Source organism: Acinetobacter sp. 25-47-130 (assembly GCF_056779705.1).
In genome coordinates, this window is the sequence record NZ_JBWYII010000010.1 from 37,112 (window position 1) to 61,468 (window position 24,357).

Annotated in this window: 22 protein-coding genes; 11 read left to right on the top strand and 11 right to left on the bottom strand. The window is 37.2% G+C overall.

All coding sequences use genetic code 11. The features are described 5' to 3' along the window. The first annotated feature begins 154 nt into the window (after positions 1–154). Complete coding sequence (locus tag AC1M83_RS11505) at positions 155–1,153, top strand: OmpW/AlkL family protein (RefSeq protein ID WP_481590727.1); 999 nt, start codon at positions 155–157, stop codon at positions 1,151–1,153. Positions 1,154–1,196: 43 nt separating this feature from the next. Here AC1M83_RS11505 and aceI read toward each other — a convergent pair whose 3' ends face one another. Further along, positions 1,197–1,628, bottom strand: a complete 432-nt coding sequence (aceI, locus tag AC1M83_RS11510; protein ID WP_092767850.1) for a chlorhexidine efflux PACE transporter AceI — start codon at positions 1,626–1,628, stop codon at positions 1,197–1,199. A gap of 97 nt (positions 1,629–1,725) precedes the next feature. Here aceI and aceR point away from each other — a divergent pair, with 97 nt between their 5' ends. The 4 genes from aceR to AC1M83_RS11530 all read left to right on the top strand — a co-directional run bounded on the left by aceR (position 1,726) and on the right by AC1M83_RS11530 (position 5,641). Further along, a complete protein-coding gene (aceR, locus tag AC1M83_RS11515; RefSeq protein ID WP_092767852.1) occupies positions 1,726–2,610 on the top strand; it encodes an HTH-type transcriptional regulator AceR in 885 nt (294 codons plus the stop codon). 94 nt (positions 2,611–2,704) lie between these two features. Then, complete coding sequence (tal, locus tag AC1M83_RS11520) at positions 2,705–3,691, top strand: transaldolase (protein WP_481590728.1); 987 nt, start codon at positions 2,705–2,707, stop codon at positions 3,689–3,691. A 67-nt stretch (positions 3,692–3,758) separates the two neighbouring features. Next, positions 3,759–4,409: a leucine efflux protein LeuE gene (leuE, locus tag AC1M83_RS11525; protein WP_180028198.1), complete on the top strand. Its 651-nt coding sequence runs from the start codon at positions 3,759–3,761 to the stop codon at positions 4,407–4,409. A gap of 53 nt (positions 4,410–4,462) precedes the next feature. Then, positions 4,463–5,641: a benzoate/H(+) symporter BenE family transporter gene (locus tag AC1M83_RS11530; RefSeq protein WP_481590759.1), complete on the top strand. Its 1,179-nt coding sequence runs from the start codon at positions 4,463–4,465 to the stop codon at positions 5,639–5,641. A 19-nt stretch (positions 5,642–5,660) separates the two neighbouring features. Here AC1M83_RS11530 and map read toward each other — a convergent pair whose 3' ends face one another. Beyond that, complete coding sequence (gene map, locus AC1M83_RS11535; RefSeq protein ID WP_035266073.1) at positions 5,661–6,455, bottom strand: type I methionyl aminopeptidase; 795 nt, start codon at positions 6,453–6,455, stop codon at positions 5,661–5,663. 344 nt (positions 6,456–6,799) lie between these two features. On the opposite strand from map, the gene brnQ reads away from it, so the two are divergent. Further along, positions 6,800–8,092, top strand: coding sequence for a branched-chain amino acid transport system II carrier protein (gene brnQ / locus AC1M83_RS11540; RefSeq protein WP_481590729.1), 1,293 nt, complete (start codon positions 6,800–6,802; stop codon positions 8,090–8,092). Positions 8,093–8,512: 420 nt separating this feature from the next. Beyond that, positions 8,513–8,764: a hypothetical protein gene (locus AC1M83_RS11545; RefSeq protein WP_035266079.1), complete on the top strand. Its 252-nt coding sequence runs from the start codon at positions 8,513–8,515 to the stop codon at positions 8,762–8,764. A gap of 91 nt (positions 8,765–8,855) precedes the next feature. Here the strand turns inward: AC1M83_RS11545 and AC1M83_RS11550 are convergent, their stop codons facing one another. Both AC1M83_RS11550 and AC1M83_RS11555 read right to left on the bottom strand, forming a co-directional pair. Further along, positions 8,856–9,311 (bottom strand): hypothetical protein, encoded by a 456-nt coding sequence (locus tag AC1M83_RS11550; RefSeq protein ID WP_416224324.1) that lies wholly within the window; start codon positions 9,309–9,311, stop codon positions 8,856–8,858. A gap of 144 nt (positions 9,312–9,455) precedes the next feature. Next, positions 9,456–10,988: a TerC family protein gene (locus tag AC1M83_RS11555; protein ID WP_179999510.1), complete on the bottom strand. Its 1,533-nt coding sequence runs from the start codon at positions 10,986–10,988 to the stop codon at positions 9,456–9,458. A 556-nt stretch (positions 10,989–11,544) separates the two neighbouring features. Here AC1M83_RS11555 and AC1M83_RS11560 point away from each other — a divergent pair. Then, positions 11,545–12,009, top strand: a complete 465-nt coding sequence (locus AC1M83_RS11560) for a MarR family winged helix-turn-helix transcriptional regulator (protein ID WP_035266085.1) — start codon at positions 11,545–11,547, stop codon at positions 12,007–12,009. 17 nt (positions 12,010–12,026) lie between these two features. Here the strand turns inward: AC1M83_RS11560 and AC1M83_RS11565 are convergent, their stop codons facing one another. The 5 genes from AC1M83_RS11565 to AC1M83_RS11585 form a co-directional block, all read right to left on the bottom strand. Then, positions 12,027–12,692 (bottom strand): SOS response-associated peptidase, encoded by a 666-nt coding sequence (locus AC1M83_RS11565; protein WP_180028200.1) that lies wholly within the window; start codon positions 12,690–12,692, stop codon positions 12,027–12,029. A 59-nt stretch (positions 12,693–12,751) separates the two neighbouring features. After that, positions 12,752–14,200: an aldehyde dehydrogenase family protein gene (locus AC1M83_RS11570; protein WP_481590730.1), complete on the bottom strand. Its 1,449-nt coding sequence runs from the start codon at positions 14,198–14,200 to the stop codon at positions 12,752–12,754. 91 nt (positions 14,201–14,291) lie between these two features. Then, the gene (locus tag AC1M83_RS11575) at positions 14,292–16,454 is read right to left on the bottom strand and encodes a malate synthase G (RefSeq protein WP_481589304.1); all 2,163 of its coding nucleotides are present in this window, start codon (positions 16,452–16,454) and stop codon (positions 14,292–14,294) included. A gap of 354 nt (positions 16,455–16,808) precedes the next feature. Beyond that, on the bottom strand, positions 16,809–17,951 hold the full coding sequence (zapE, locus tag AC1M83_RS11580) for a cell division protein ZapE (RefSeq protein WP_092767765.1): 1,143 nt from the start codon (positions 17,949–17,951) through the stop codon (positions 16,809–16,811). Positions 17,952–18,051: 100 nt separating this feature from the next. Beyond that, positions 18,052–19,062 carry an AraC family transcriptional regulator gene (locus AC1M83_RS11585; protein ID WP_481590731.1) on the bottom strand — a complete coding sequence of 337 codons (1,011 nt, stop codon included), beginning with the start codon at positions 19,060–19,062 and terminating at the stop codon, positions 18,052–18,054. A gap of 155 nt (positions 19,063–19,217) precedes the next feature. Between AC1M83_RS11585 and AC1M83_RS11590 the strand changes: the two genes are divergently transcribed. Beyond that, complete coding sequence (locus tag AC1M83_RS11590; protein WP_481589305.1) at positions 19,218–20,738, top strand: flavin-containing monooxygenase; 1,521 nt, start codon at positions 19,218–19,220, stop codon at positions 20,736–20,738. Between the two features lie 37 nt (positions 20,739–20,775). Here AC1M83_RS11590 and AC1M83_RS11595 read toward each other — a convergent pair whose 3' ends face one another. Then, positions 20,776–21,258: a glutathione peroxidase gene (locus tag AC1M83_RS11595; protein WP_481590732.1), complete on the bottom strand. Its 483-nt coding sequence runs from the start codon at positions 21,256–21,258 to the stop codon at positions 20,776–20,778. Continuing rightward, positions 21,255–21,674 carry a peptide-methionine (R)-S-oxide reductase MsrB gene (gene msrB / locus AC1M83_RS11600; protein ID WP_035266138.1) on the bottom strand — a complete coding sequence of 140 codons (420 nt, stop codon included), beginning with the start codon at positions 21,672–21,674 and terminating at the stop codon, positions 21,255–21,257. Before msrB ends, AC1M83_RS11595 begins: the two co-directional genes overlap by 4 nt. A gap of 151 nt (positions 21,675–21,825) precedes the next feature. Between msrB and AC1M83_RS11605 the strand changes: the two genes are divergently transcribed. Further along, positions 21,826–23,061 (top strand): pyridoxal phosphate-dependent aminotransferase, encoded by a 1,236-nt coding sequence (locus AC1M83_RS11605; protein ID WP_092767759.1) that lies wholly within the window; start codon positions 21,826–21,828, stop codon positions 23,059–23,061. A gap of 186 nt (positions 23,062–23,247) precedes the next feature. Continuing rightward, a complete protein-coding gene (locus tag AC1M83_RS11610; RefSeq protein ID WP_035266107.1) occupies positions 23,248–24,306 on the top strand; it encodes a type II asparaginase in 1,059 nt (352 codons plus the stop codon). The last annotated feature ends 51 nt before the right edge of the window (positions 24,307–24,357 follow it).

Sequence of the window (24,357 nt, forward strand, 5' to 3'; positions counted from 1 at the left end):
CCCTCGATTGAGGGGCTTTTTTTATTTTCATAAAAAAGATTGACAGAGTATTTATTTTTTTTAGATGAATGACTGACATTAAACTTTAAAAATTAGCATTTTATTACATAATTAAAGAGCTAAAAATGGATTTTAGCCAATTAAAGGAAAAAAAATGAAAAAGATACAAAAAATATACTCAGTAATTCTATTATGTTGCATCAGTACCACAATTTTGGCGAACTCAGTTGAGCCTAAATATAAATGGTCTGTTAGTACTGGATGGCTACATATAATGCCTCAGGGGAAATATGGAAATACGTCGATTAATACAGCCGTTGATCCTGATTATGAGTATGACCTATTAAAAAATATAGGCATAACCTCAAAAATGGAGGGATTAAGCAATTGGACAGAAAATGCTGGCTTAAAACCTAAGGATGGGGATACTTTGGGCTTAATGATTAATTATTATGTCAATGATAACATTTCACTTCAAATGATTGGAGGTGTTCCACCCAAAATTGATATTAAGGGGAAAGGTCAGATTAATGCAAAACCTATTGCACTTAACCCAATGATTGATGCTGCTATTATTGATATATTAGGACCTGATCGAAATTTGTTTATAACTGATCTTGGGAGCAGATCAAAGTTGGCAGAAGCAACAGCTTGGACTCCAGCTGCAACCGCACAGTACCACTTTGGTACTATAGGTATAAATAAATTTAGACCTTATGTAGGGGCAGGAATAATGTATGCAACATTTACTGGGCTAAAAATTGATAAAGGTCTTGAGGAAGAACTAATAACTGCTGGACATCGTATCGGTCATATTACAAATATTGTTAGAGATGATGACCCGATGAAGGATATCAATGGAAATCTATTAGATGCTATTGTAGATCCTATAGGAGTAAGAATTAATTCTCCAGTAGATCCAAAGGTTAAAGTGAAAGCCACTGATGCTTTAGGAGCAGTATTTACTTTAGGTGCAAATTACGACATTTCAAATAGAATCTATATTACCGGATCACTAACCTATGTAGATTTATCGAATAAGTCGAAAATTACAGTTTATGACCAAATATCAGGGCGTCAATTAGTTTCATCATCAACAAAAATCAATCTTAATCCTTTAATCAGCTATATTGGAATTGGTTATAAATTTTAATTAAAAAAAGCATCTCAATAGAGATGCTTTTTTATTTTGAGTTTTAGTGATTTAAAGCCTCAGGTGCATAACCCAGTTTAGCTTCGATCCCATCATAGAACCATTGAAATATAAACGTATACACCAGAATACTAAGCGTCAAAGCTAAGTCGACGATAAAAGCTTGTATGAGCGTCATATCCATCATATATGCAACAATTGGAATGGTCACTAACATTAAGCCACCTTCAAATCCTAGCGCATGCAATATACGAACTTTTACAGTACGCTTCCACTGATTGCGCGCTTCAATTTTTTCGAAATAATGATTGAAAATCATATTCCAGATCACTGAAAGTACAGCCATAATCACACCTAATGAACCTGCAATCTCCAGTGGAACTTCAAAAATAAAACTCAAAGAAATTGCGATGATCACCAATAGAATGATTTCATAGCTTATTGCGTGAATAATTCTTCTCTTTGAAAAAAACATGCGTTCACTCATCAACATTGTTATTCATGAGCGCATTTTATTTTCATAATATTGAATGATCGAGTTAGAATCTATCAAAATTTTTGAAAGAATAAACATGAATATTAATCAAGAACAATTGGTCGTTTTTAAAACTGTGATGGAAACAGGTTCTTTTTCCGCAGCCGCACGTCAGTTAGGCAAGGTCCCCTCTGCTGTCAGTATGGCGATTTCCAATTTAGAGATTGATCTGAATCTTCAACTGTTTGAAAGAGTAGGACGTGAACCACAGCCAACACTTCAAGCCAAAGTTTTGTATGAACGTACTAATCATTTATTGATTGAAATGAATCAATGGAAACAACATGCGTTTGGTTTGAGTAGCGGCATCGAAACCGAATTAAATATTGTGGTGGTATCAGAGTTACTACATAGTAGATGGACTGATTATATTGTTTTATTAGAACAACAATTTCCTCAACTACAAATCAATATATTCAGCGCACCACAAGAAGATGCTCAACAAATGATTTTAACGGGTAAAGCACATTTAGCATTGATGTTTGAGCGTGAACATATTGAGGCAAATGAACAATTTGTGGAATTAATGAAAGAAAGTTTAATTCCAGTTGCATCTGTTCATCATCCGCTGTGCCAAAATCAAAAAGTGAGCTATGAAGAAATTTTTCAAAGTCGTCAGATTGTAGTCGCTAGTCGCGATCGGAACATTAAGCCTGAATTACTCTTCTCCAAAGATGCATGGCGTACAGACAATCACCATTCTGCATGTAGATTAATTTCACAAGGACTTGGATGGGGAGTTTTACCCACTGAAATGCTTATCGAACAACCAACATTAAAGAAAAAACTTAAAGTTCTACGATTTTCAGATTTCACCCCAAAATTTGATTATTTTATCGATCTAGTCTGGAGTAAAGAGCAACCACTGGGCAAAGCTGCTCAATTTTTAATTCATCACATCAGAAATAAAAGAAAAATGTAGGAAAATAACTTGATTTAAAACTTTTGTAGCATGTTTCAAAATAATCATGTGTTATAAAGATGATATAAGTAATGAAACAAAGAATTAGATCGCAATGACTGAAACAGCTTTATCTCAATTAAAAAACTTCACTACAATTGTTGCAGACACAGGTGACTTAAACGCTATAAAAAAATTTAAGCCATTGGATGCTACCACTAACCCTTCACTCATCACGGCAGCAGCTTCATTCCCTGAAAACAAAGCACTGATTGAAGCTGCATTTGATCAAGCAAAGTCAGAGGGTTATCAGTCAGATGAGTTAATCGATAGAACAATTGATATCCTGACTGTCAAATTAGGTGTGGAAATTCTAAAAGTAGTTGAAGGTCGAGTATCAACAGAAGTTGATGCAGCACTTTCATACGATACAGCCGCGACAATTGCTAAAGCTAAAGAATTACTCGCACTCTATGCGACGTATGGTGTTGATCAAAACCGAATTTTAATTAAAATCGCCTCAACATGGGAAGGTATTCAAGCTGCTAAGGTTCTTGAAGCAGAAGGCATTCATTGCAACTTAACTTTGTTGTTTGGCTTACATCAAGCAAAAGCATGTGCGGATGCTCAGGTCACGTTAATTTCACCATTTGTAGGTCGTATTCTCGATTGGTATAAAAAAGCTGAAAATGTGGATCACTATCCAATTGAACAAGATCCTGGTGTGCAATCCGTTAAACATATTTACCAGTTCTACAAACAAAATCAGGTGAAAACTGAAGTTATGGGTGCAAGCTTTCGTAGCGTAGAACAGGTTCTCGGACTTGCTGGATGCGACCTCTTAACTGTATCACCGAATTTACTTGACGAATTGGCTCAAGATCATCGCCAAGTTGAAATTCAGTTAAATGCAAATGCACACAGCTCAAATATCGAATCGCTTAGTCCAATCACTGAAATAGATTTTAAAGCGCAAATTCAGAAAGATCTTATGGCATCGCAATTATTGCAAGGCGGTATTGATGGCTTCATTAAGGCAAGAGATCAACTCAGCTCTCTGTTAAAACAATCATTTGGCATAGATGCAGATATTAAAGTTTAATTGCACTACCCATCATTCTTTCAATCGAGCTCTTAGAGGCTCGATTATTTTTTTAAGAGATAAATGAGTGTTTGGTATTACTGATCTTCCAACCTATTTAATTGGTACATTACTTATTATTTTATTACCTGGACCTAACTCACTCTATGTCATGTCTATTGCGACTCGCTTTGGCATAAAAGTGGGCTATCAAGGTGCATTCGGTATTTTGTGTGGAGATAGCATCCTTATTTTGCTAACTGTCTTAGGTGCCGCAACATTATTGCATCAATTTCCCTGGATTTTTTTCGCCCTAAAAATTATTGGTGCTTTATATCTTAGTTATTTAGGTATCCGTTTAATATATGCAGCCTATTTAACTTGGAAACGTCCAAGTAAAGATCAAGCTAATGTTTCTATTGAACAAAAACAAGAAAAATTTCATCCTTTTCGTACCGCATTACTCATCAGTCTAATTAACCCAAAGGCAATACTGTTCTTTTTATCTTTTTTTGTTCAATTTGTAGATCCAGCTTATCCTTATCCAGCTCAAAGCTTTTTAATGCTTGCTGTAATTTTACAATTGATGAGTATAGCTTACTTAAGTATGTTGATCTTTACAGGTATCAAAATTTCAAATTACTTCAACACACATTATAAAGTAGCTGCTGCTTCTGTTGCCGCTATTGGTATTTTATTTGGATTGTTCGGGATCAAACTTGCGACATCAACAATGTAATCTTAAGATCACAGACTCATTAGGGAAATAATATAAAAATGCTCATAGACGTGATAACAAGAATAAAAAAAGATTTTAGTCTACCTGCTGTTTTCGCTGGCTTTATTACATTTTTAATCGGCATTAGCGTTTCATCTGTACTGGTCATTCAAGCCGGACAAATATTAGGTGCAAATCAAGCACAGATTAGCTCATGGTTTTGGGCATTGGGTCTGAGTATAGGATTATCAGGACTGATCTTAAGCTGGAAGTTTAAATATCCAGTTGCGACATCATGGTCAACAGCAGGACTAGCACTGATTATCGCTACAGGCTCAGGATACAATTTGAATGAGGCGATAGGGGCATTTTTAATATGCGGAATTATGACTGCTGTATTGGGCTTTTTTGGAATATTTCAAAGAATTCTTGAATTTTTACCGCAATCTCTTACAAGCGCCATGTTAGCTGGAGTGTTATTAAAATTTGGCATTTCATTATTTACGGTCATGCAAGACCAATTGATCTATGTTTTAATCTTGATCAGTACATATTTTATAAGTAAAAAAGCATTACCACGCCACTCCATTGTCATTACATTGTTAGCTTGCATTATTGCCACACCTTTTTTCTTTGAATACACAGCAACCAAAATTCACTACGGAATGACGTATCCAGTATGGATTCAGCCTGAATTTCACTGGTCAAGTATTTTGGGTTTAGCTATTCCCCTCTTGATCATCAATATGGCTTCGCAATATTTACCTGGTTTAGCAATGATCAGATCCTATGGTTACAAACCTCATGTCAACCAATTAGTGAGTTGGACAGGAATTGCTCAAGCAATATTCGCTCCGTTCGGGGCATTTTCAACCAATATCGCGGCAATTAGTGCAGCTGTGAGCCTAGATGAACAAGTTCATCAAGACCCTTCAAAACGCTATATTGCAGGTATGGCTTGTGGTGTGTTCTATATTTTTATGGGCATTTTTGCAGCGACACTAACGGGATTGTTACTGTCATTCCCTAGAGAAATGATTACCACTTTGGCGGCGATCGCGCTTTTTGCCACGATTGGACATAACATCAGTATCGCATTTAAAGAAGATTTAGATCGTGATGCTGCTTTAATCACTTTTTTAATGTCTGCATCTGGAATTCAGTTTTTGGGCATTGGATCTGCTTTTTGGGGTTTGGTTATTGGATTTATTATTTATCATTTGATGCGTATACAAATTAAAAAGCCTATTTAAAAAAATAGGCTTTTGGGAATTAAATTACAGGATATTCACCCGTACCTTCAGGCCAAGGTGTCAATAATTCATATCCTTCATCAGTCACAGCAACCATATGTTCCCATTGTGCAGACCAAGATTTATCTGCTGTAACTACTGTCCATCCGTCTTTTAATTCTTTAACTTTGGCTTTGCCTGCATTCACCATAGGCTCAATGGTAAACACCATTCCTTTTCTTAATACTAATCCCTGACCAGGCTGTCCGTAATGCAATACATTCGGTTGCTCATGGTAGGTTTTTCCAATACCGTGACCACAATATTCACGTACAATCGTATAACCTTCGCGTTGCGCAACTTGTTGAATAGCATGACCCACGTCACCAAGTGTCGCGCCAGGTTTAACCGTTTTAATACCTGCAAGCATCGCTTCATAAGTCGTATCGACTAATTTTTTTGCTTCAGGTTTAATTGTACCCACATAGTACATTCGACTGGTATCACCAAAATAACCATCCTTGATGATTGCAACATCAATATTAATGATGTCTCCATCCTCTAAGATAATATTGGAAGCAGGGATACCATGACATACAACTTCATTTTTCGAAATACAGGTTGTTTTTGTATATCCGTAATAACCGACATTTGCTGGCGTCACCTTAAGTGTATTGACGATGTAATCATTACAGATATCATCAAGATACTCAGTACTCACACCTGGCTTCACATAATCACCAATCATCGCAAGCACTTGTGCCGCAAGCCGACCCGATATTCTTAGTTTTTCAATATCTTGTTCAGTTTTAATGGTGACAGCTGTTGCCTTCATGATGAACCCCTTTTTAATTCAGGATTCATTATAGGACTTTCATTTGTCGATCACAAACGCTATAGACTGTCTGTAACTTAATCATTTTCGACTATTATTTAACCATTCAGTACATTATTTTATTTTGCGAATCTAGATCTATGCTCTGCTTGATTTCAATTTAATAAATAAATTTATTTTATTAGTTTTATAAATACATAGACTTAATTTAACTCATAATTTCCCATCCAATAAAATTATTCGCTTCTTGCTTTTTTACTATTCCATTCGATGGATGACCGCCCTCCCTATTTACTGACATTTGCTCTAAAATCGCTTTCTTTTTTCTTGAACCGATCTCCCTTATGACCAATTTGCGTACACGGGACATTATTGCCTTAGGTTTTATGACCTTTGCACTATTTATCGGTGCAGGCAATATTATCTTCCCACCTATTGTTGCTCAACAAGCGGGTGAACATGTTTGGTTAGCTGCTTTTGGCTTCTTAATTACTGCTGTTGGCCTTCCTGTTATCACGATCATTGCGCTATCGCGTGTTGAAGGCTCTATTCAACTTTTAAGCTCTCCACTGGGTAAGATTGCAAGTTTAATCTTAACCGTAGCATGCTATCTTGCTGTTGGACCACTTTTCGCGACACCTCGGACAGCTACAGTTTCTTTTGAAATTGGTTTTTCGAGTTATTTTGGAACGTCTTCATCGACCTTGTTGATCTACAGTGCAATTTATTTTGCATTTGTAACGTTAATCTCACTTTATCCGAATAAAATTTTGGATACTGTCGGCTATGTTTTATCTCCACTCAAAATTCTCTCTTTGATCATTTTAGGTGGTAGTGCCTTTTTAGTTTCTACAGATTATATCCCTGCACCTATTGGAAACTATATCAATAGTCCTGTTTCAGAAGGTTTTGTTAATGGTTATTTAACCATGGACACTTTAGGGGCTTTAGTATTTGGTATTGTCATTATTAATGCGATACGTTCACGTGGTGTAACTGATCAAAAGTTAATTACCAAATATGCAGTGATCGCAAGTTTAATTTCAGGTATTGGCCTTACACTGGTTTACATTAGCCTATTTAAACTTGGACTGAGTAGTCACGAGGCTGCACCTAACGCTGCAAATGGTGCCATTATTCTCCATGGCTATGTTCAGCATGCCTTTGGTGACTTTGGCTCATATTTTCTAGGGGCGATGATTTTTATCGCATGCATGGTTACGGCAATTGGTTTGACTTGTGCATGTGCAGAATATTTCTCACAAATCACGAAGATTACTTACAAAAAATGGGTTTTCATTCTTGTTGGTTTCTCATTTGTCATTTCCAACTTAGGTTTAACCAAGTTAATCGCCTTCTCTGTACCTGTATTAAGTGCAATCTACCCACCAGCGATTGTGGTGATCATGATGGGATTTATGTGGAAGTTCTTTAATTCCGCTCCACGCGTCATTGCGCCTGTTACAGCGGTTGCTTTCATATTCGGTATTATTGATGGACTTAAGGTTGCAGAATTAGATCATTTCTTGCCAGCATTTATGAACAATCTACCATTGGCTGAACAAAATTTAGCATGGTTGATTCCTTCTTTAGTTGTATTTGTCATTGTCTACACACTGGATAGACTGAAGAAGTAAATTCAGGTGATTTATCAATAAATATTGTTTTACCCAAGCCGTATTTGTTCTGTAATCAATAATTGTCTCGTTTATCCAACAGACTATTATTGCTTACCCACCTTAACTTTGACCTCATCAGTCAGATTTGGAATGACTTTTGCTACTATTTATTTGTTTTGCAAGATGCTAAAAAGTAAATAGATTAAAGAATTACAAGAAACTCTATTCATCTCATCACGATTTATCGAAATAATTCTAGCACTTAGCTCACGTAGTATCTTAATTTCAAATATTTCGACTTTTGTCATATTAATGTCATAATTTATTTACATAATAGAGTGTTAAAAACTTGCTTTATTCTTCAATCCCCTGTACAAGTATGTAAACAAAGTCGACTAAATCATTCAGATTTGTCATGAATTATCAGGAGGGATGGAGATGTTATCATTACATTTCAACAAGCAAGTCTTCATTAATACTCTTAAAGCGAACAACAATGCTGTCGTTTTTTTAAGCACAATGTTTGCTCTCATGCTGACACTTGTTGTGCAAGGTACAATTCAAGGCACGTTGAAGCTTGAATATTTTGCTTATGCACTTGCTGCGACGCTAGCATTTTACGTGTGGGCCTTTATTGACACGAAATATCGTACTCAAAAGCTTTCTGATCAAGAAGCACATTTAGACTAAGAGATGGATGCCAAAGCATCCATCTTAAAGTCAATGTCATCATTTAAAGCACTCTATCAAAATAACAAGTTTTTCAATTCTGCTCTACTTATTAGAATAACCCAACATATAAACCATAAAGCAAACCTAAGGTCGCCCCAACCTCACCTACGACCAATAGTACCATCGCACCTCTCATGAGCAATTTTGGTAATTCAATACGCCCTAATTGATGTGGTTCTTTGAACTGATTTGTCGTATCTTTCAATAAGCCATGCAAAATATAACTTAAAATTGAAAATGCAAAAAAGAAAATATTAATCAAAATAAAGAGCAAATTTGTCGATTCATTCAACGCTGAAAAATATGCCATAACCGCTAGAATTAACGTTGCAGGTGCATATAGCAAACTACTCCTATGCGCAATATCAACATAATAATGTGCTCGAGCTTGTTTAGATAAGCTGATTTGCACATACTTCCATACACCAGTAAGCATACCGGTCAATAAAAAAATACCACTAAAAAAAATAGCAAGTCTTACCGATAATTCCATTTGATCGATCATGATCTGACATTCCTTCGCTATAAAACAAATTACAATATGTTTAGCATCTTATCTCATATTTCATACTACGACTTCGCTAACTCCATACCTTATATAGAAATTTAAGCAAAAAAAAGCTCCAATAAGGAGCTTTTTTATTAGAGTTTAAAGCGTGATTTTAACGGTTTTAATTCGATTATCTTCCATTTCTAGAATTTCAAAATTAACCCCTTGATGTTCGATCACCATACCAACATCAACCGCCCCACTCGTTTTATCTAAAATTAGTCCTGCAACACTGAAATAACCAGAGTCTTCTTGCACCAGAACTAAATCTAAAATATCAAGAGCCAGCTCTAATTGATATAGATCCAACATACCAGATGCCTTCCAAGTGGTATCGTCGATTTTGACCAATTCAAGCTGTTCATCAGCATCTGGGAATTCACCAGCAATTGCTTCAAAAACATCCAACGGTGAAATTAAACCTTGAATATTGCCATATTCATTTGTAACAAGTACCAATGAACCTTTTGAAGTTCTTAATGTATTAATTGCATCAATCACTTTCATTTTTTCATAAATGAAAATAGGACGCACACGTTTCATCAAATCTTTCAGTTGATCTGGATCATCTAATGCATCAATCAATTCTTTTGCACGTACAATCGTGATGACTTTATCTAATTGTCCACGGCAAACAGGGAAAAGACTATGAGGTACAGCTAAAACCTGTTCGCGAATTGCTTCGGCATCGTCTTCAATATTTACCCAAGAAATTTGATTTCGAGGTGTCATAATTGAAGCAACTGAACGTTCAGCAAGTGATAGCACACCACCAACCATATAACGTTCTTCATCACCAAAAGCTTGTTGAATTTCTTCAACTTCTTTGGATGTTGCAATATCGGCATCCAATTTACTGCCCATCAATTTCAAAATTGAATCTGCAGTTCGATGACGTAATGGGATCTTCGCTTGATTTTTTTCAAGATTACGATTCGAAAATTGATTGAATGCTTCAATTAGAATTGCAACACCAATACCTGAATAAATATAACCTTTAGGGATATGGAATCCAAAACCTTCAGCGATTAAACTTACACCGATCAATAACAAGAAACTTAAACAAAGGATAACCACCGTAGGATGGCGGTTAACAAACGTAGTTAACGGTTTTGATGCAATTAACATAACAACCATAGCCACAATCATCGCAGCCATCATCACGTAAATATTATCTACCATACCAATCGCAGTGATCACTGAGTCGAGTGAAAATACCGCATCAAGCACGACGATCTGAGCCACAACTGCAGCAAAACCAGCGTATACGACATTGTTATTTGTTTTAATCTCGGGTTTACCCTCCATTTTTTCATGGAGTTCATTGACAGCCTTATACACAAGGAATAGACCACCAAATAGTAATATCAAATCTCGACCTGAGAATGTTTTTCCAAAAATTTCAATCAATGGTTGAGTTAAAGTCACTAACCACGAGATCGCAAAAAGTAGACCTAGACGCATTAATAATGCGAGGGATAAACCGATTACACGGGCTTTATCACGTTGTTCTGGAGGAAGTTTTTCTGCAAGTATCGCAATAAATACTAAGTTATCAATACCTAAAACGATTTCAAGAATGATAAGGGTAATTAACCCTATCCAAATGCCAGGATCCAATAAAAATTCCATATTAGATCTCCTGGTTCTTATTATTTAAGATAATGTAAGAAGCTAAATTAGGCCAACACGGCGACGGGTCCATATATAAAGTTACCTTTTCAGAAATGATGAAACTATTATGCATAAGAATTTTATTTTGTAATTACTTTTTTTATGTTCAAAACAATTTTTTATGTAAATTTAGATCATATCTTTAGTCGTAATTGCCATCCTTGAATAGTCTTTGACATTTTCGACACAAAAAAAAATATCAGTGCCAAGTTATAGTTCCTCTATTTTTCAATAGAATTTGGTCAGCGTGGAATTGACATAAAGATATAATCACGAAGATCAGAAGAGCTGTATTTTTAGAATCTTCTGTTTTGATATATATAAAGATATTTAAAGATCATTGAAATATGTTTTATAAAACTGAAGCCTATAGGTATCATGCCTTTTGTCTGATTTAAGGTAAGCGCTTGAACATAAGTTGATTATTTGAACAAAGTTCTTTTAATATAGGTTATGCTTCATGTAATATTTAAATCAATAAAAACAATTAAGTTACACTGACAAGGACGTAGCGATGTCAAAAAAATATGCAAAATTTTTACCTTCATCTGAAAATTTTGAACTCGAAAATTTTCCATTCTATTGGATCACTCAAGTCCATTCTCAGTATGTACTGAATGTTGACCATGTGCTCAAAAAGTATGGCGTTGATAATTCTCGTCGACGTTTGCTTGTCGCATTGTCTACTAAGCCAGATGCAAGTGTTTCAGAACTCTCTGACATGATTGTGTCAAAAATGTCGACGACTACAAAAATCGTTTACCGTTTAAAAGATGAAGGAATGGTTGATACTTACTCGTGTGAAAACGATGCCCGTATTACACGTGTGGTACTAACACCAAAAGGTTTGGAAATGACAAAAAAAATTAATGACCTGATGAGTGTGGTTCTTGAACAAACATTTGAGGGATTAACCCCACTTCAAATTGAAAAACTAATGGAAAGCTTAAAGCATATTTTCAAAAATTTAGCGCATTAATTTTCCTAAACTTTAGATTAAAGCCCATCATCAAACATATTGAGTTGGGCTGTATTGTTCTGCCGTGGTTTTGGACAATAAAAACATTCAAATTCCTCTACTGGAAAGCCTTCAACAAAGTTCTGAATGTCGGGGGATTTTAAACTCAACCACTGATCTAATTTATGGTGCGGAATAACAATTACTGACCGTTTAACATCTCCAGGCTCATGAAATTCCCTCATCATTTCGTGATGAATAGCATCCATGGTAATCATCGTTGCTGAGCGATAAATGCTTTGATCAATTTTCGTGATTTCATATAACGCTGCGATAAAAAATGCCTGACCATCTTTTCTTCTCACACCCCATCGTTGCGGTCGTCCATTAATATATTTTGCTTCATAAAACTCAGTGACTGGAATTACACCAAATTTACATTTTTCAAATGCTTCTTGAAAACTTCTTTTTTCGCTTAATGTTTCATTGCGTGCATTATAGGTTTTCTTCGCTATTTCTGTATCAGTTGCCCATTTTGGTATAAAACCAAAATTAACTAACCTCCACTCGTAGCCATGATCAGATTTAAATAACAACGGGGTTTCGTAGCTTGGATAAACCTCTTCCACATATTCAAATGGAATATGTGGAAGTTCTAATGCTTGGATTTGATGCGCTTGTATTGGCTTAAAGTTGGCACACATAGCATAATTTTCAATACTATAAAAAACTTAGGCTATTATAGCCGATCCAATTCAGTTCATTATGATGATATTGGTACTGTCATCCAGTGTGTACGCGTGAATTCATCCATAATCCAATGCCCATTAAAGCGCCCTAATCCAGAGTTCTTTTCTCCACCGAATGGTGCATTAGCATGGTCCGCGACACTTATACCATTAATATGTGTCATTCCAATATCGAGTTTTGAAGCGATTTCTACTCCGCGCTCTATATCAGATGTACATACAGCACCAGATAAACCAAACGGTGTGTCATTGGCAATTTGAATTGCATGTACCTCATCATCTGCTCTGATGATCGGCAGAATTGGTCCGAAGCTTTCCTCTTGAGCAATTGCATATGTCGGCAACACATCGATAAACACATGAGGTGAAACCAAATTATTTTCAATACCCCCAGCATAGACCAACTTAGCACCTTCTATTTGAGCCTGATCAATGATTCGTTGATGCTGCTTCACTTGTGTATTATTGATAATAGGCCCTATGAGCGTCTCATCAAGATTAGGATCACCCACAGGAATATCTTTTACTTTGTTTAACAGCTTTTCAACATATTCATTGTGAATCGATTGATCTACGATGACACGATTAGTGCTCATACAGATTTGGCCTTGGTGAAGGAAGCGCCCCTTGATCGTCAAATCGACTGCCAAATCTAAATCTGCATCTTTAAGAATTAATAATGGCGCATTCCCCCCAAGCTCTAAAGCAAGTCGTTTGATTCTAGAGCTGGCCATCGCTTTAGCACCAACATTTTTTCCTACTTCTGTAGAACCAGTGAATGAAATCATCTTCGGAATAGGATGCTCGACAAAATAATCCCCTATTTCACTACCACTACCCACAATGACATTCAGTACACCAGCGGGCACACCCGCCTCTTCAAACAATTTCCCTAATAATGTTCCACCTGTAACAGGTGTGTCACTCGCAGGTTTAAGTACCACTGTATTTCCACATGCGATTGCGCAAACAACCGATCGCATTGACAAATGAAATGGAAAATTCCAAGGGCTAATGACAGCAATAACACCCAACGCTTTGCGTTGATAAAAACTTTTTCTCGCAGGATCTTTACTTTCTAGCTGAACAGTTTGGATTTGATCAGGAAAAGTGAATGATTCTGAGATAATACCAAGCGCAGCACCCACTTCAATATTTGCTTTGAGACGCGTACTTCCAGACTCGGTAATCAGCCAATCTATAATTTCGTCTTTACGTAATTGTATAATGTCATGCAGCTTCTGAATGATTTTCTTGCGATCTACAGCAGAGGTAATTAAGCCAAGATCAAATGCTTGTTGTGCTGCAGAAAAAGCGAGATCAACATCAGACTGATTCGCCGCTTGAATTTGGTGTATTTCTTTTAAATCAAATGGATTTAAATTTTGTACGACACGCTCTGAAGAGCCTTTTAACCAAGAACCGTTAATATACTGTTGATTTAAATTTGAATATTGCGTCATTTTATGTCCCTCTACATGCCACTTTTTACCCAATGGTCAACTATTTTACACAATCGTAAAAAAAGCCTCCGGAGAGGCTTTTTTATTTTAATTAGTCACCAGTGTAACCTTTAAGCTTCAAGCGGTAAGCATGAAGTAATGGTTCTGTATAACCTGATGGTTGTTCAGCACCTTTAAACACTAAATCATATGCTGCTTGGTAAGCATAACCGTCAAACCCAGGCGCCATTGGTGTGTACGCTGGATCGTTCGCATTTTGCTCATCTACAATTTTAGCCATACGTTGCATTACTTCATCAACTTGCTCTTTAGTCACGATACCGTGACGTAACCAGTTAGCAACGTGTTGAGATGAAATACGTAAAGTTGCACGGTCTTCCATCAAACCAACGTTGTTGATGTCTGGAACTTTAGAACAACCAACACCCAAATCAACCCAACGAACAACATAACCAAGAATACCCTGAAGGTTATTTTCTAACTCTTTGGTTTTCTCTTCATCAGTCCAATTCGTATCAGTCGCTAATGGTGGAGTTAATAAATCATCTAAAGGTAATGCTTCAGTTTTTAACAACTCTTGTTGACGCGCTGAAACATTACATTGGTGATAGTGAATCGCATGAATTACAGCACCAGATGGTGATGGAACCCAAGCACAGCTCGCACCAGCTTCAGGATGCTCAATTTTGGTTTTATACATATCTAAAAGCATATCTGGTTTAGGCCACATGCCTTTACCAATTTGTGCTTTGCCACGTAAGCCTGCTTGTAAACCAACCATCACGTTACGGTTTTCATATGCAGGGAACCAAATTTGAGATTTAACTTCACCCTTACGAACGAATGGACCTGCTTCCATAAAGGTATGGATTTCGTCACCTGTACGGTCCATGAATCCTGTGTTAATGAAGATGGTACGATCTTTCGCTTGAGCAATACAGTTTTTCAAGTTTACAGAAGTACGGCGCTCTTCATCCATGATCCCGATTTTAAGCGTTTTTGCTGGCAAACCTAGAGCTTGTTCAGCACGCTCAAATAGTTCAACTGCAAATGCAACTTCTTCAGGGCCATGCATCTTAGGTTTAACGATATACATAGAACCTTTACGAGAGTTCTTGATTTCATTTTGACCTTTGATGTCAGCAAACGTTAACAACGGTGTGATCAATGCATCCATGATACCTTCATAGATTTCTTGACCATCCACAAGGATCGCCGGGTTCGTCATCAAATGACCAACGTTACGAAGAAGCATCAATGAACGACCGTGTAAAGTTGTTTCGCCACCGATCAGATTCTTGTGGGTACGGTCTTTGTTTAAAGCACGAGTAATGGTTTTACCATTTTTCTCGATTTTCTCTTCCAAAGTACCCTTCATCAAACCTAACCAGTTACGGTAGCCTTCAACTTTTTCTTCAGCATCCACCGCAGCAATTGAGTCTTCCAAATCTTGGATCGTTGTTACCGCAGATTCTAAAACAAGATCTTTTACGCCAGCAGCATCCGTTTGACCAATTGGGCTTGTCGCATCGATTTCAATGATGACATGCAAACCATTATTTAATAAAACGATTTCTGTCGGCGCAGACTCTTCACCATTAAAACCTACAAATTGAGCTTCTTTAGCCAAATTCGTTGTGCTGCCATCTTTAAGCGTTACCACTAATTTTTTTGCTTCAACAGCGTATTTCGTAGCATCCGCATGTGATCCATTTGCTAAAGGGAAAGTTTCATTTAAGAAATTTTTAGCAAAAGCGATAACTTTTTCGCCACGAACAGGGTTATACCCCTTACCTTTTTCCGCACCGCCTTCTTCCGAGATGACATCGAAACCATACAATGCGTCATATAAAGAGCCCCAACGAGCATTGGCAGCGTTCAAGCAGTAACGTGCATTACGTACAGGCACAACCAATTGTGCACCCGCCAATAGTGCGATTTCTTCATCTACATTTTCAGTTGTAATTTGAAAATCTTCTACTTCTGGTAATAAGTAGCCAATTTCTGTCAGGAAAGCTTTGTAAGCTCCTAATTCAAATTTATTATTGCGGTGCCATTCATCAATTTTCGCTTGAATGTCATCACGCTTAGCCAAGAGTGCTTTATTTTTTGGGCTAAGATCAACAACGACTTGTTCAAAGTTTTTCCAGTAAGTTTCACTGTCTAAACCAGAACCTGGTAGTGCTTCATTTTCGATGAAATCGTAGAGTTCTTTAGCAATCGCTAACTTGCCTTTCTGAATACGTGCAGTCATTGTCTTTCCTGATATTGCTACTTTTTATACAAGAGAATCTAGTATACCCATTTATAAATTGCTGAATAGTAATATCACATTGCTAAATAGTGATCATTTATTATAGACACCAATCAGATGAGACTTTTGATCTATTACTTATTGAGTCGTTTTAATTCAACAATCTAATTACAGTGTATAAAGTTTTATAAAGGTAGAAATTAGACTTAAGTGCCAATTTCCATCAAATCTGATTTAATTTAAACCAATATGTCTATTTTCTCTACGCTTTTAAGGAACGATTTCAAATTTATTCCACTCTAAATAAAAAAACCCAAACATCATCTGTTTGGGTTCATTTGTGAATTCTCACATTTATTCAGCGGGCTTATCAATTTGTCGATGCGCAGATTGTAAATAGTCATCTGATTGCATTTCAAGTAAACGTGAACGTGTACGTTCGATTTCAAACGCTAATTTTTCGCCACTATATATATCAATGATACTGGCATGTGAGGTCAGTAATAATTTAACACCACGATCATAGAACTCGTCAACTAAATAAATGAATCGGCGTGTTCCTTCTGATAAATAATCATTCAGATCGGGAACATTACTGACTAGGACAGTGTTATAAGTGTTCGCAATTTCGATAAAGTCCGCAGGACTTCGTGGCTTCATACAGAGTTCAGAAAACTCACACCACAATACATCTTCAGTATGACCAATCGTATCGACATTACGTCCATTAATGATAATCGGTTCTTCACTCACATTTTGAGCACTGGTTAATGCTGAAAAACGTTGTGCCATCCATACCTGATTATCATGGCTTAAAGGTGATTTGAACAATTGCGCTTGTTTCAGTACACGCAAACGATAGTCAACACCTGCATCCACATTCAAAATGACACAGTTCTTTTTTACCATTTCAATCGTTGGAATAAAGCGGTCGCGATGTATGCCGTTCTTGTATAAACCATCTGGTGCAATGTTTGATGTTGCAACAAGTGTAATTCCACGTACAAATAGCTTTTGGAATAAATCACTTAAAATCATCGCATCCGTGACATTTGATACAAAGAATTCATCAAAACAGATCACAACCGCATCTTTGTAAATTTGATCAGCAACGATGTCGAGTGGATTTTGCTGTCCTGAATTTTTATTTAACTCTTTATGCACATATTGCATAAAATGATGGAAATGCATACGCGTCTTACGACGGAATGGTATCGCATCATAAAACTGGTCCATCAACCAAGTTTTTCCACGCCCAACACCACCCCACATATAAACACCCTTCGGGGCTGTTTGACGGCGAAAACGTCGAAACGCTTTTTTAGACGCTTTATATCGTAAGATCAGTTCTTCCCAAACACGATTAAGTTCATGTACAGCTTGAGCTTGAGCATCATCAGGCATAAATTGTCCTGACGAAATTGCGTGAGCATAACGTTCTGCAGGTGATTGCGGAGTGTGACTTAAACTATTTTGCGAAGAATGAGAATGGAACATAGATATTGATTACTTTTTTAGGCCGTCGGAAGTATAACGAATATTTAAAAAAATGATAAATAACACTTTGGCATATACTATTTGAGCATACATGCTGAGGTCATTTTCCATACTGTCGTGGACTTTGTCCAAACCATCTTTTAAAAGCATGGTTAAATGCTGCAGGTTCTGAATATCCAAGCATTTCAGCTATTACTTCGATCGAATACTCTTTGTACTCAATTAATCGAAGCGCTTTCTCTCGAATGAGTTGCTCCCGTATTTGCTTATAGCTTGTATCCAGTTGGTTAAGCTGATGTCGCAAAGTTCGCTCTGGAATATTCAATGCTTGAGCAGTTTCTGCCATTGTTGGAATCTGCCCCGTTTGTAAATCCAAATAATCGTGAATTCTTTGAATCAACTGGTGTTGATTCAATTGTTGCGCATTTAATCTTTCGATCTCAGCATTACATCTTTGTTGGTGGACATTAAATGTGATTTGATCAGCTGAAGGCAACTTCAATTCTAAAATTTCTGCATCAAAAATCAGTCGAAATTTATCATGTTCAAACCGAACTTGCGCACCGAAATAATTCAAATACTTGTTCAAAAAAATGGATTCTTTCGGTCGTGAAAACGGCAATTCAACCTGCACTTCAGGAAAAGGCAATCCTATCATTTTGTAGATATCTTGCACGAATTTAACCGTACCTGAAATTTCACATTGAGCCCTGAACTCATCAACTTCACTTTGTAAATTGAGAGGCTCATAACATAAAGCCGCATAGACACTCGTCTGCTCTAATGTAAGTCTACCCGATAAATGGGTAAGCGCTTGATAGCGTATTCCATTTGTGAGAGCCGCACCGACATTCGGGCTTGTGACCAACAGCATAAGAAGCGGACCATAGCCTGCGAGCGCATAATGTTGACCGACATCTAAACCGAGCAACGGGTTAACCCCTTTAGCAATAATTCTTTGAATGATTTGTTCTAATTCAGGTTGAATCGTTGAACTCGGATCTAAAGCATCCGCCTTTAAACCGACAGCTTCCAATCTTTCGTCCACATTTATTCCGATTTGTCGCATGCCCTGTATGAGATACAACAAACCGAGAATCGACCTTTTCATAAATCAGAATTTTAAAATTAAAGTTGCATATGTTTTACCCTAAAAAAAAGGGAAAGAATATTGCCGAAAATATCAATATTAAATGTCAATGAAATCATGTCAGTTTCAGTCCAGACTGATTATGATAGCTTCAAATAATATAAACGAGTATTAAAATGGAAGTTACATCAGATCAGCTAGATACAAATTCAGTCGACTTAACTGAAACGCAATTCATCAAGAAAAATACTAAAATTGCGATTATCGGCGCCGGATTTGGAGGATTAGCCACAGCGATTCAACTTCTTAAACGCGGTATCAAAGATTTTGTTATTCTTGAAAAAGCTTCAGATGTAGGTGGTACTTGGCGTGAAAATCAATACCCGGGTGCTGCATGTGATGTGCAGTCTCATATGTATTCATTATCTTTTGCACCAAAATCTGACTGGACAAAACGATATGCTGAAGCACCTGAAATTTTCCAATATATTCAAGACCTTATTCAAGAATATGATTTAAAAAAATTTATTCAATTTGATACCGAAGTCATTTCGACACGCTTCGATGAGCAAGCTCATGCGTGGGAAATCTCCATCAAGAATCAAAGTGCTCTACACAGTCAATTCCTTATTTTTGCCTCTGGTCCATTGCATATTCCTCAAATTCCAAAGATTAAAGGAATCGAAAAATTTAAAGGCGAAGTATTCCACTCATCATCTTGGAATCATGCTTATGACCTGAATGGTAAACGTGTAGCCAGTATCGGCACAGGTGGAAGTGCAATTCAATATATTCCTGAGATTGCACCAAAAACCAAACAGTTATACGTGTTTCAAAGAACGGCTGCATGGGTAATACCGCGCGATGAACGAGCTTATAATGCTTTAGACAAAAAACTATTTGCCCAATACGACTGGTTTAGAAAATTGCATCGAGCACGCTTATATTGGTCTAACGAATCACGCGTAGTTCCGATTGTAAAACCTCAAATGATGCGACTGGGTCAAAAACTTGCAGAAGCTTTCATTCGCTTCCAAGTCAAAGATAAAGAAATAGCAAAAAAACTGACACCAGATTACACCATGGGGTGTAAAAGAATTTTGGTATCAAATCGATATTTCCCAACATTTAATCGCAAGAATGTAGAGCTCGTGACGGACAGCATTCAAGAAATTACTGAAAATGCGATTGTTACCAAAGATGGGCAAGTACGAGAAATAGATTGCTTAATTTACGGTACTGGTTTTATTACTGATCCACGAATTTATTTAAAAGATTTTAAATGTTATGGTGAAAATGGTATTGAGTTGAAAGAAGCATGGAAAGAGGGTGCTGAAAGCTACTATGGAATTTCTACCAAAGGATTTCCAAATCTCTTTCAACTTTTAGGCCCGAATACTGTTTTAGGTCATAACTCTGTAATTTTTATGATCGAATCTCAAGTGAATTACATTCTACAACTGATTGAAGCTGTCGAAAAATCCAAGACTAAAGCAATTGTGGTCAAAGATGTAGTCCAAGAAGAATTCAACCGTAAAATCCAAGAAAAATTTGCAGGCACAGTTTGGCAATCTGGCTGTGTGAGTTGGTATCAGCAAGAAGGCGGAAAGAATTTTTCACTTTGGCCGAGTTATACATGGAAGTATTGGCTAGAAACCAAAAATGCAAATCTAGCCGATTATCGTTTCTTAAATTAAATGAATAAAAAAATCAGCTCAATTGAGCTGATTTTTTTTACTGAGCCAGCGCTTTTTGAATATCATCTTCAATGCTCTCTGGTTTAGTTGTAGGTGCATATCGATTAAGCACTTTGCCATCTTTTCCAATCAAAAATTTGGTAAAGTTCCACTTAATTCCACTTCCTAAAATGCCTTTGCTGTTGTTGGTGAGATACCGAAAAATCACATGGGCTTCAGGACCTTTTACATCCACTTTAGCGAACATCGGAAAGGATACACCGTAATTTCTCTGGCAAAAACTACCAATTTCTTCGTGCGTACCCGGATCTTGCCCACCAAATTGATTACACGGAAATCCTAATACCTCAAAACCTTGATCTTTATACTTTTCATACAGCGCTTCCAACCCTGCAAATTGTGGCGTAAATCCACATTTGCTGGCTGTGTTGACTATCAATAGCACTTTACCTTCATAAACCGAAAATTGCTTATTTTCCCCTTCTAGCAATTCTGCCTCAAATTGATAAATATTGGTCATGGATAGGTTTCCTCATCATTTTTTTCTTGGGTTTTTAATTCTAATGAAGCTGAGTTTACACAATAACGAAGACCTGTAGGTTCAGGTCCATCCTCAAAAACATGACCTAGATGTGCGTCACAATGATGACAAACAATCTCAGTACGAATCATGCCATGTGAGTGATCGTCATGTTCTTCAATGACTGTTTGGTTGATTGGACGATAAAAACTAGGCCATCCACAACCACTGTCATATTTGGTTTCTGAAGTAAATAAAGGTTCGCCACAGCAACGACAAACATAAGTTCCTTCTTGTTTGGTATTCCAATATCGCCCTGTGAAAGCAGGCTCAGTTCCCTTTTGACGGGTAATGCGATACTCCTCTGGTGATAACTCTCTTTGCCATTCTCGGTCTGTTTTATTGAGTTTTCCCATGATTAACTCCTTTAAATCTTTGACATTCAATGTCATGCTTCAGTACCTTCATATTTACGCTAGAGCTTGAAAAATTTCTAGCTAAATTTCTACATAGATTGTGATATTTAGTAATCTATTTTTATTCACTCAAAAATAATTGGATGGGAATATGTCCGTTTTAGGTAACACTACTCCACGCGAAATTAAGAAATCGTCTAAGCTCGAGCATGTATGCTATGACATTCGTGGACCTGTGTTACGCGCCGCCAACGAAATGGAAGAAGCCGGACATAAGATAATTAAACTCAATATCGGCAACCCAGCGCCCTTCGGTTTTGAAGCACCTCAAGAAATTATCAATGATGTTGCGTTGAACTTACCAAATGCAATCGGCTATACAGACTCAAAAGGGATTTTCCCTGCCCGCAAAGCGGTTTGTCAGTATTATCAACAAAAAGGTATTTTCAATATGCATGTCAATGACGTGTATATTGGGAATGGTGTTTCTGAGCTGATTGTAATGGCTATGCAAGGCCTGTTAGATGACGGCGATGAAATGCTGGTACCAATGCCAGATTATCCATTATGGACTGCTGCCGTTAATCTTTCTGGTGGTACAGCAATTCATTATAAATGTGATGAAGAAGATAATTGGTATCCTGATATTCAGGATATGGAAAACAAAATTACGCCTAATACTCGTGGGATCGTGATTATCAATCCGAACAACCCAACGGGTGCTGTTTATCCACGCCATGTCTTAGAAAAAATTGTCGCTCTTGCAAAAAAATATGACCTGATTTTATTTGCTGATGAGATCTACGATAAGATCGTTTACGATGGAATCGAACATGTATCGGTCGCTGCCCTTGCGGGTAATCAACTGTGTATTTCATTTAACGGATTATCTAAATCCTATCGAATTGCTGGATACCGTTCAGGCTGGATGGCAATTACGGGTGATAAGACTCGTGCGGCAGATTATATTGAAGGTCTAGATATGCTCGCGTCAATGCGCCTGTGTGCTAACCATCAAGCTCAATACGCTATTCAAACTGCATTGGGTGGCTACCAGTCTATCAACGATTTAATTCGTCCAGGTGGTCGTTTGTATGAGCAACGCAATATTGCTTGGCAAATGTTGAATGAAATCCCAGGTGTAAGTTGCGTTAAACCTGAAGGTGCAATGTATTGTTTCCCTAAACTTGATCCTGTAATTTATCCGATTCAGGATGATGAACAGTTTATGCTTGACTTCCTCAAAGCAGAAAAAGTGTTATTGGTACAAGGCACAGGATTCAACTGGCCTACCCCTGATCATTTCCGTGTGGTGTTCTTGCCTGCAGAAAATGAATTACGTGAAGCAATCAATCGTTTAGGAAGATTCTTGGCGAAAATGCGTTAATTCGGTCGTTTTATGTGAATGATGTATTTAAAACCCCCAGATTTCAATCTGGGGGTTTTATATTTAATATTTTGATTATTTCATGATATTAATTTCATTTTGATTATATACAAACACCCCTCTTTTCCTTTATCGTGATTAAGCATTATCCATGCACAATACTATAAAAAACATTTAGGAAAAAAGATGAAAAAGACGCTAACCGCACTGACTCTATCGATTGGCTTGTTATTACCCCTAACGAGCTTTGCTAAAAATAACGTTGTCGTCGTTGCAACTGGGGGAACGATTGCTGGTGCTGGTGCTAGTTCAACCAACAGCGCCACTTACACTGCCGCAAAAGTTCCAGTGGATGACTTACTAAATGCCGTCCCTCAAATTAAAGATTTAGCCAATGTGAGCGGCGTACAAGCAATGCAGGTTGCTTCTGAAAGCATTACAGACAAAGAATTACTTTCCCTTGCCCGCCAAGTCAATGATTTGGTTAAAAAGTCAGATGTAAATGGCGTTGTAATTACACATGGTACAGATACCTTAGAAGAAACCGCTTTTTTTCTTAATCTAGTCGTACAAACGGAAAAACCTATTGTTGTTGTCGGCTCAATGCGCCCATCGACGGCTTTATCTGCGGATGGCCCACTAAATTTATATAGTGCAGTTGCTCTGGCAGCAGACCCGAGTGCAAAAAATAAGGGGGTGTTCGTCCTTATGAACGATAGTATTTTTGCAGCTCGAGATGTGACTAAAGGCATTAATATTCATACTAATGCCTTTGTAAGCCAATGGGGAGCTTTAGGGACGTTGGTAGAATCTAAACCTTATTGGTTCCGAAGTTCTGTTAAGCGATTTAATCAGCGGTCAGAATTCAATATCGAGAATATTAAAGGTGATACACTCCCATTAGTTCAAATTGTCTATGGCTCTGGCAACATGATTCCTGATGCTTATCAAGCGTATGCCAAGGCTGGGGTTAAAGCCATTGTCCATGCAGGTACAGGAAACGGCTCAGTCGCGAAAAATATTGTTCCCACGCTGAATCAACTTCAGCAAAGTGGTATACAAATTGTACGTTCTTCACGAGTGCCACAAGGATTCGTTCTCCGTAATGCCGAACAGCCAGATGACAAATATGGTTGGGTAGTTGCACATGACTTCAACCCTCAAAAAGCTAAAATTTTAACCGCGCTTGCTTTAACCAAAACCAAAGATGCAAAAGAAATACAACGCATGTTCTGGGAATATTAAGCCCAATTTTCATGTTATAAAAAAGTGCCGAATGGCACTTTTTTTGATTGA

What these genes read in the sequence shown, in the direction of transcription:
- AC1M83_RS11505 (WP_481590727.1), top strand. Translation starts at nt 155, where the DNA reads ATGAAAAAGATACAAAAAATATACTCAGTAATTCTATTATGTTGCATC.
- aceI (WP_092767850.1), bottom strand. Translation starts at nt 1,628, where the DNA reads ATGTTTTTTTCAAAGAGAAGAATTATTCACGCAATAAGCTATGAAATC.
- aceR (WP_092767852.1), top strand. Translation starts at nt 1,726, where the DNA reads ATGAATATTAATCAAGAACAATTGGTCGTTTTTAAAACTGTGATGGAA.
- tal (WP_481590728.1), top strand. Translation starts at nt 2,705, where the DNA reads ATGACTGAAACAGCTTTATCTCAATTAAAAAACTTCACTACAATTGTT.
- map (WP_035266073.1), bottom strand. Translation starts at nt 6,455, where the DNA reads ATGAAGGCAACAGCTGTCACCATTAAAACTGAACAAGATATTGAAAAA.
- brnQ (WP_481590729.1), top strand. Translation starts at nt 6,800, where the DNA reads ATGACCAATTTGCGTACACGGGACATTATTGCCTTAGGTTTTATGACC.
- AC1M83_RS11545 (WP_035266079.1), top strand. Translation starts at nt 8,513, where the DNA reads ATGTTATCATTACATTTCAACAAGCAAGTCTTCATTAATACTCTTAAA.
- AC1M83_RS11550 (WP_416224324.1), bottom strand. Translation starts at nt 9,311, where the DNA reads ATGATCGATCAAATGGAATTATCGGTAAGACTTGCTATTTTTTTTAGT.
- AC1M83_RS11555 (WP_179999510.1), bottom strand. Translation starts at nt 10,988, where the DNA reads ATGGAATTTTTATTGGATCCTGGCATTTGGATAGGGTTAATTACCCTT.
- AC1M83_RS11560 (WP_035266085.1), top strand. Translation starts at nt 11,545, where the DNA reads ATGTCAAAAAAATATGCAAAATTTTTACCTTCATCTGAAAATTTTGAA.
- AC1M83_RS11565 (WP_180028200.1), bottom strand. Translation starts at nt 12,692, where the DNA reads ATGTGTGCCAACTTTAAGCCAATACAAGCGCATCAAATCCAAGCATTA.
- AC1M83_RS11570 (WP_481590730.1), bottom strand. Translation starts at nt 14,200, where the DNA reads ATGACGCAATATTCAAATTTAAATCAACAGTATATTAACGGTTCTTGG.
- AC1M83_RS11575 (WP_481589304.1), bottom strand. Translation starts at nt 16,454, where the DNA reads ATGACTGCACGTATTCAGAAAGGCAAGTTAGCGATTGCTAAAGAACTC.
- zapE (WP_092767765.1), bottom strand. Translation starts at nt 17,951, where the DNA reads ATGTTCCATTCTCATTCTTCGCAAAATAGTTTAAGTCACACTCCGCAA.
- AC1M83_RS11585 (WP_481590731.1), bottom strand. Translation starts at nt 19,062, where the DNA reads ATGAAAAGGTCGATTCTCGGTTTGTTGTATCTCATACAGGGCATGCGA.
- AC1M83_RS11590 (WP_481589305.1), top strand. Translation starts at nt 19,218, where the DNA reads ATGGAAGTTACATCAGATCAGCTAGATACAAATTCAGTCGACTTAACT.
- AC1M83_RS11595 (WP_481590732.1), bottom strand. Translation starts at nt 21,258, where the DNA reads ATGACCAATATTTATCAATTTGAGGCAGAATTGCTAGAAGGGGAAAAT.
- msrB (WP_035266138.1), bottom strand. Translation starts at nt 21,674, where the DNA reads ATGGGAAAACTCAATAAAACAGACCGAGAATGGCAAAGAGAGTTATCA.
- AC1M83_RS11605 (WP_092767759.1), top strand. Translation starts at nt 21,826, where the DNA reads ATGTCCGTTTTAGGTAACACTACTCCACGCGAAATTAAGAAATCGTCT.
- AC1M83_RS11610 (WP_035266107.1), top strand. Translation starts at nt 23,248, where the DNA reads ATGAAAAAGACGCTAACCGCACTGACTCTATCGATTGGCTTGTTATTA.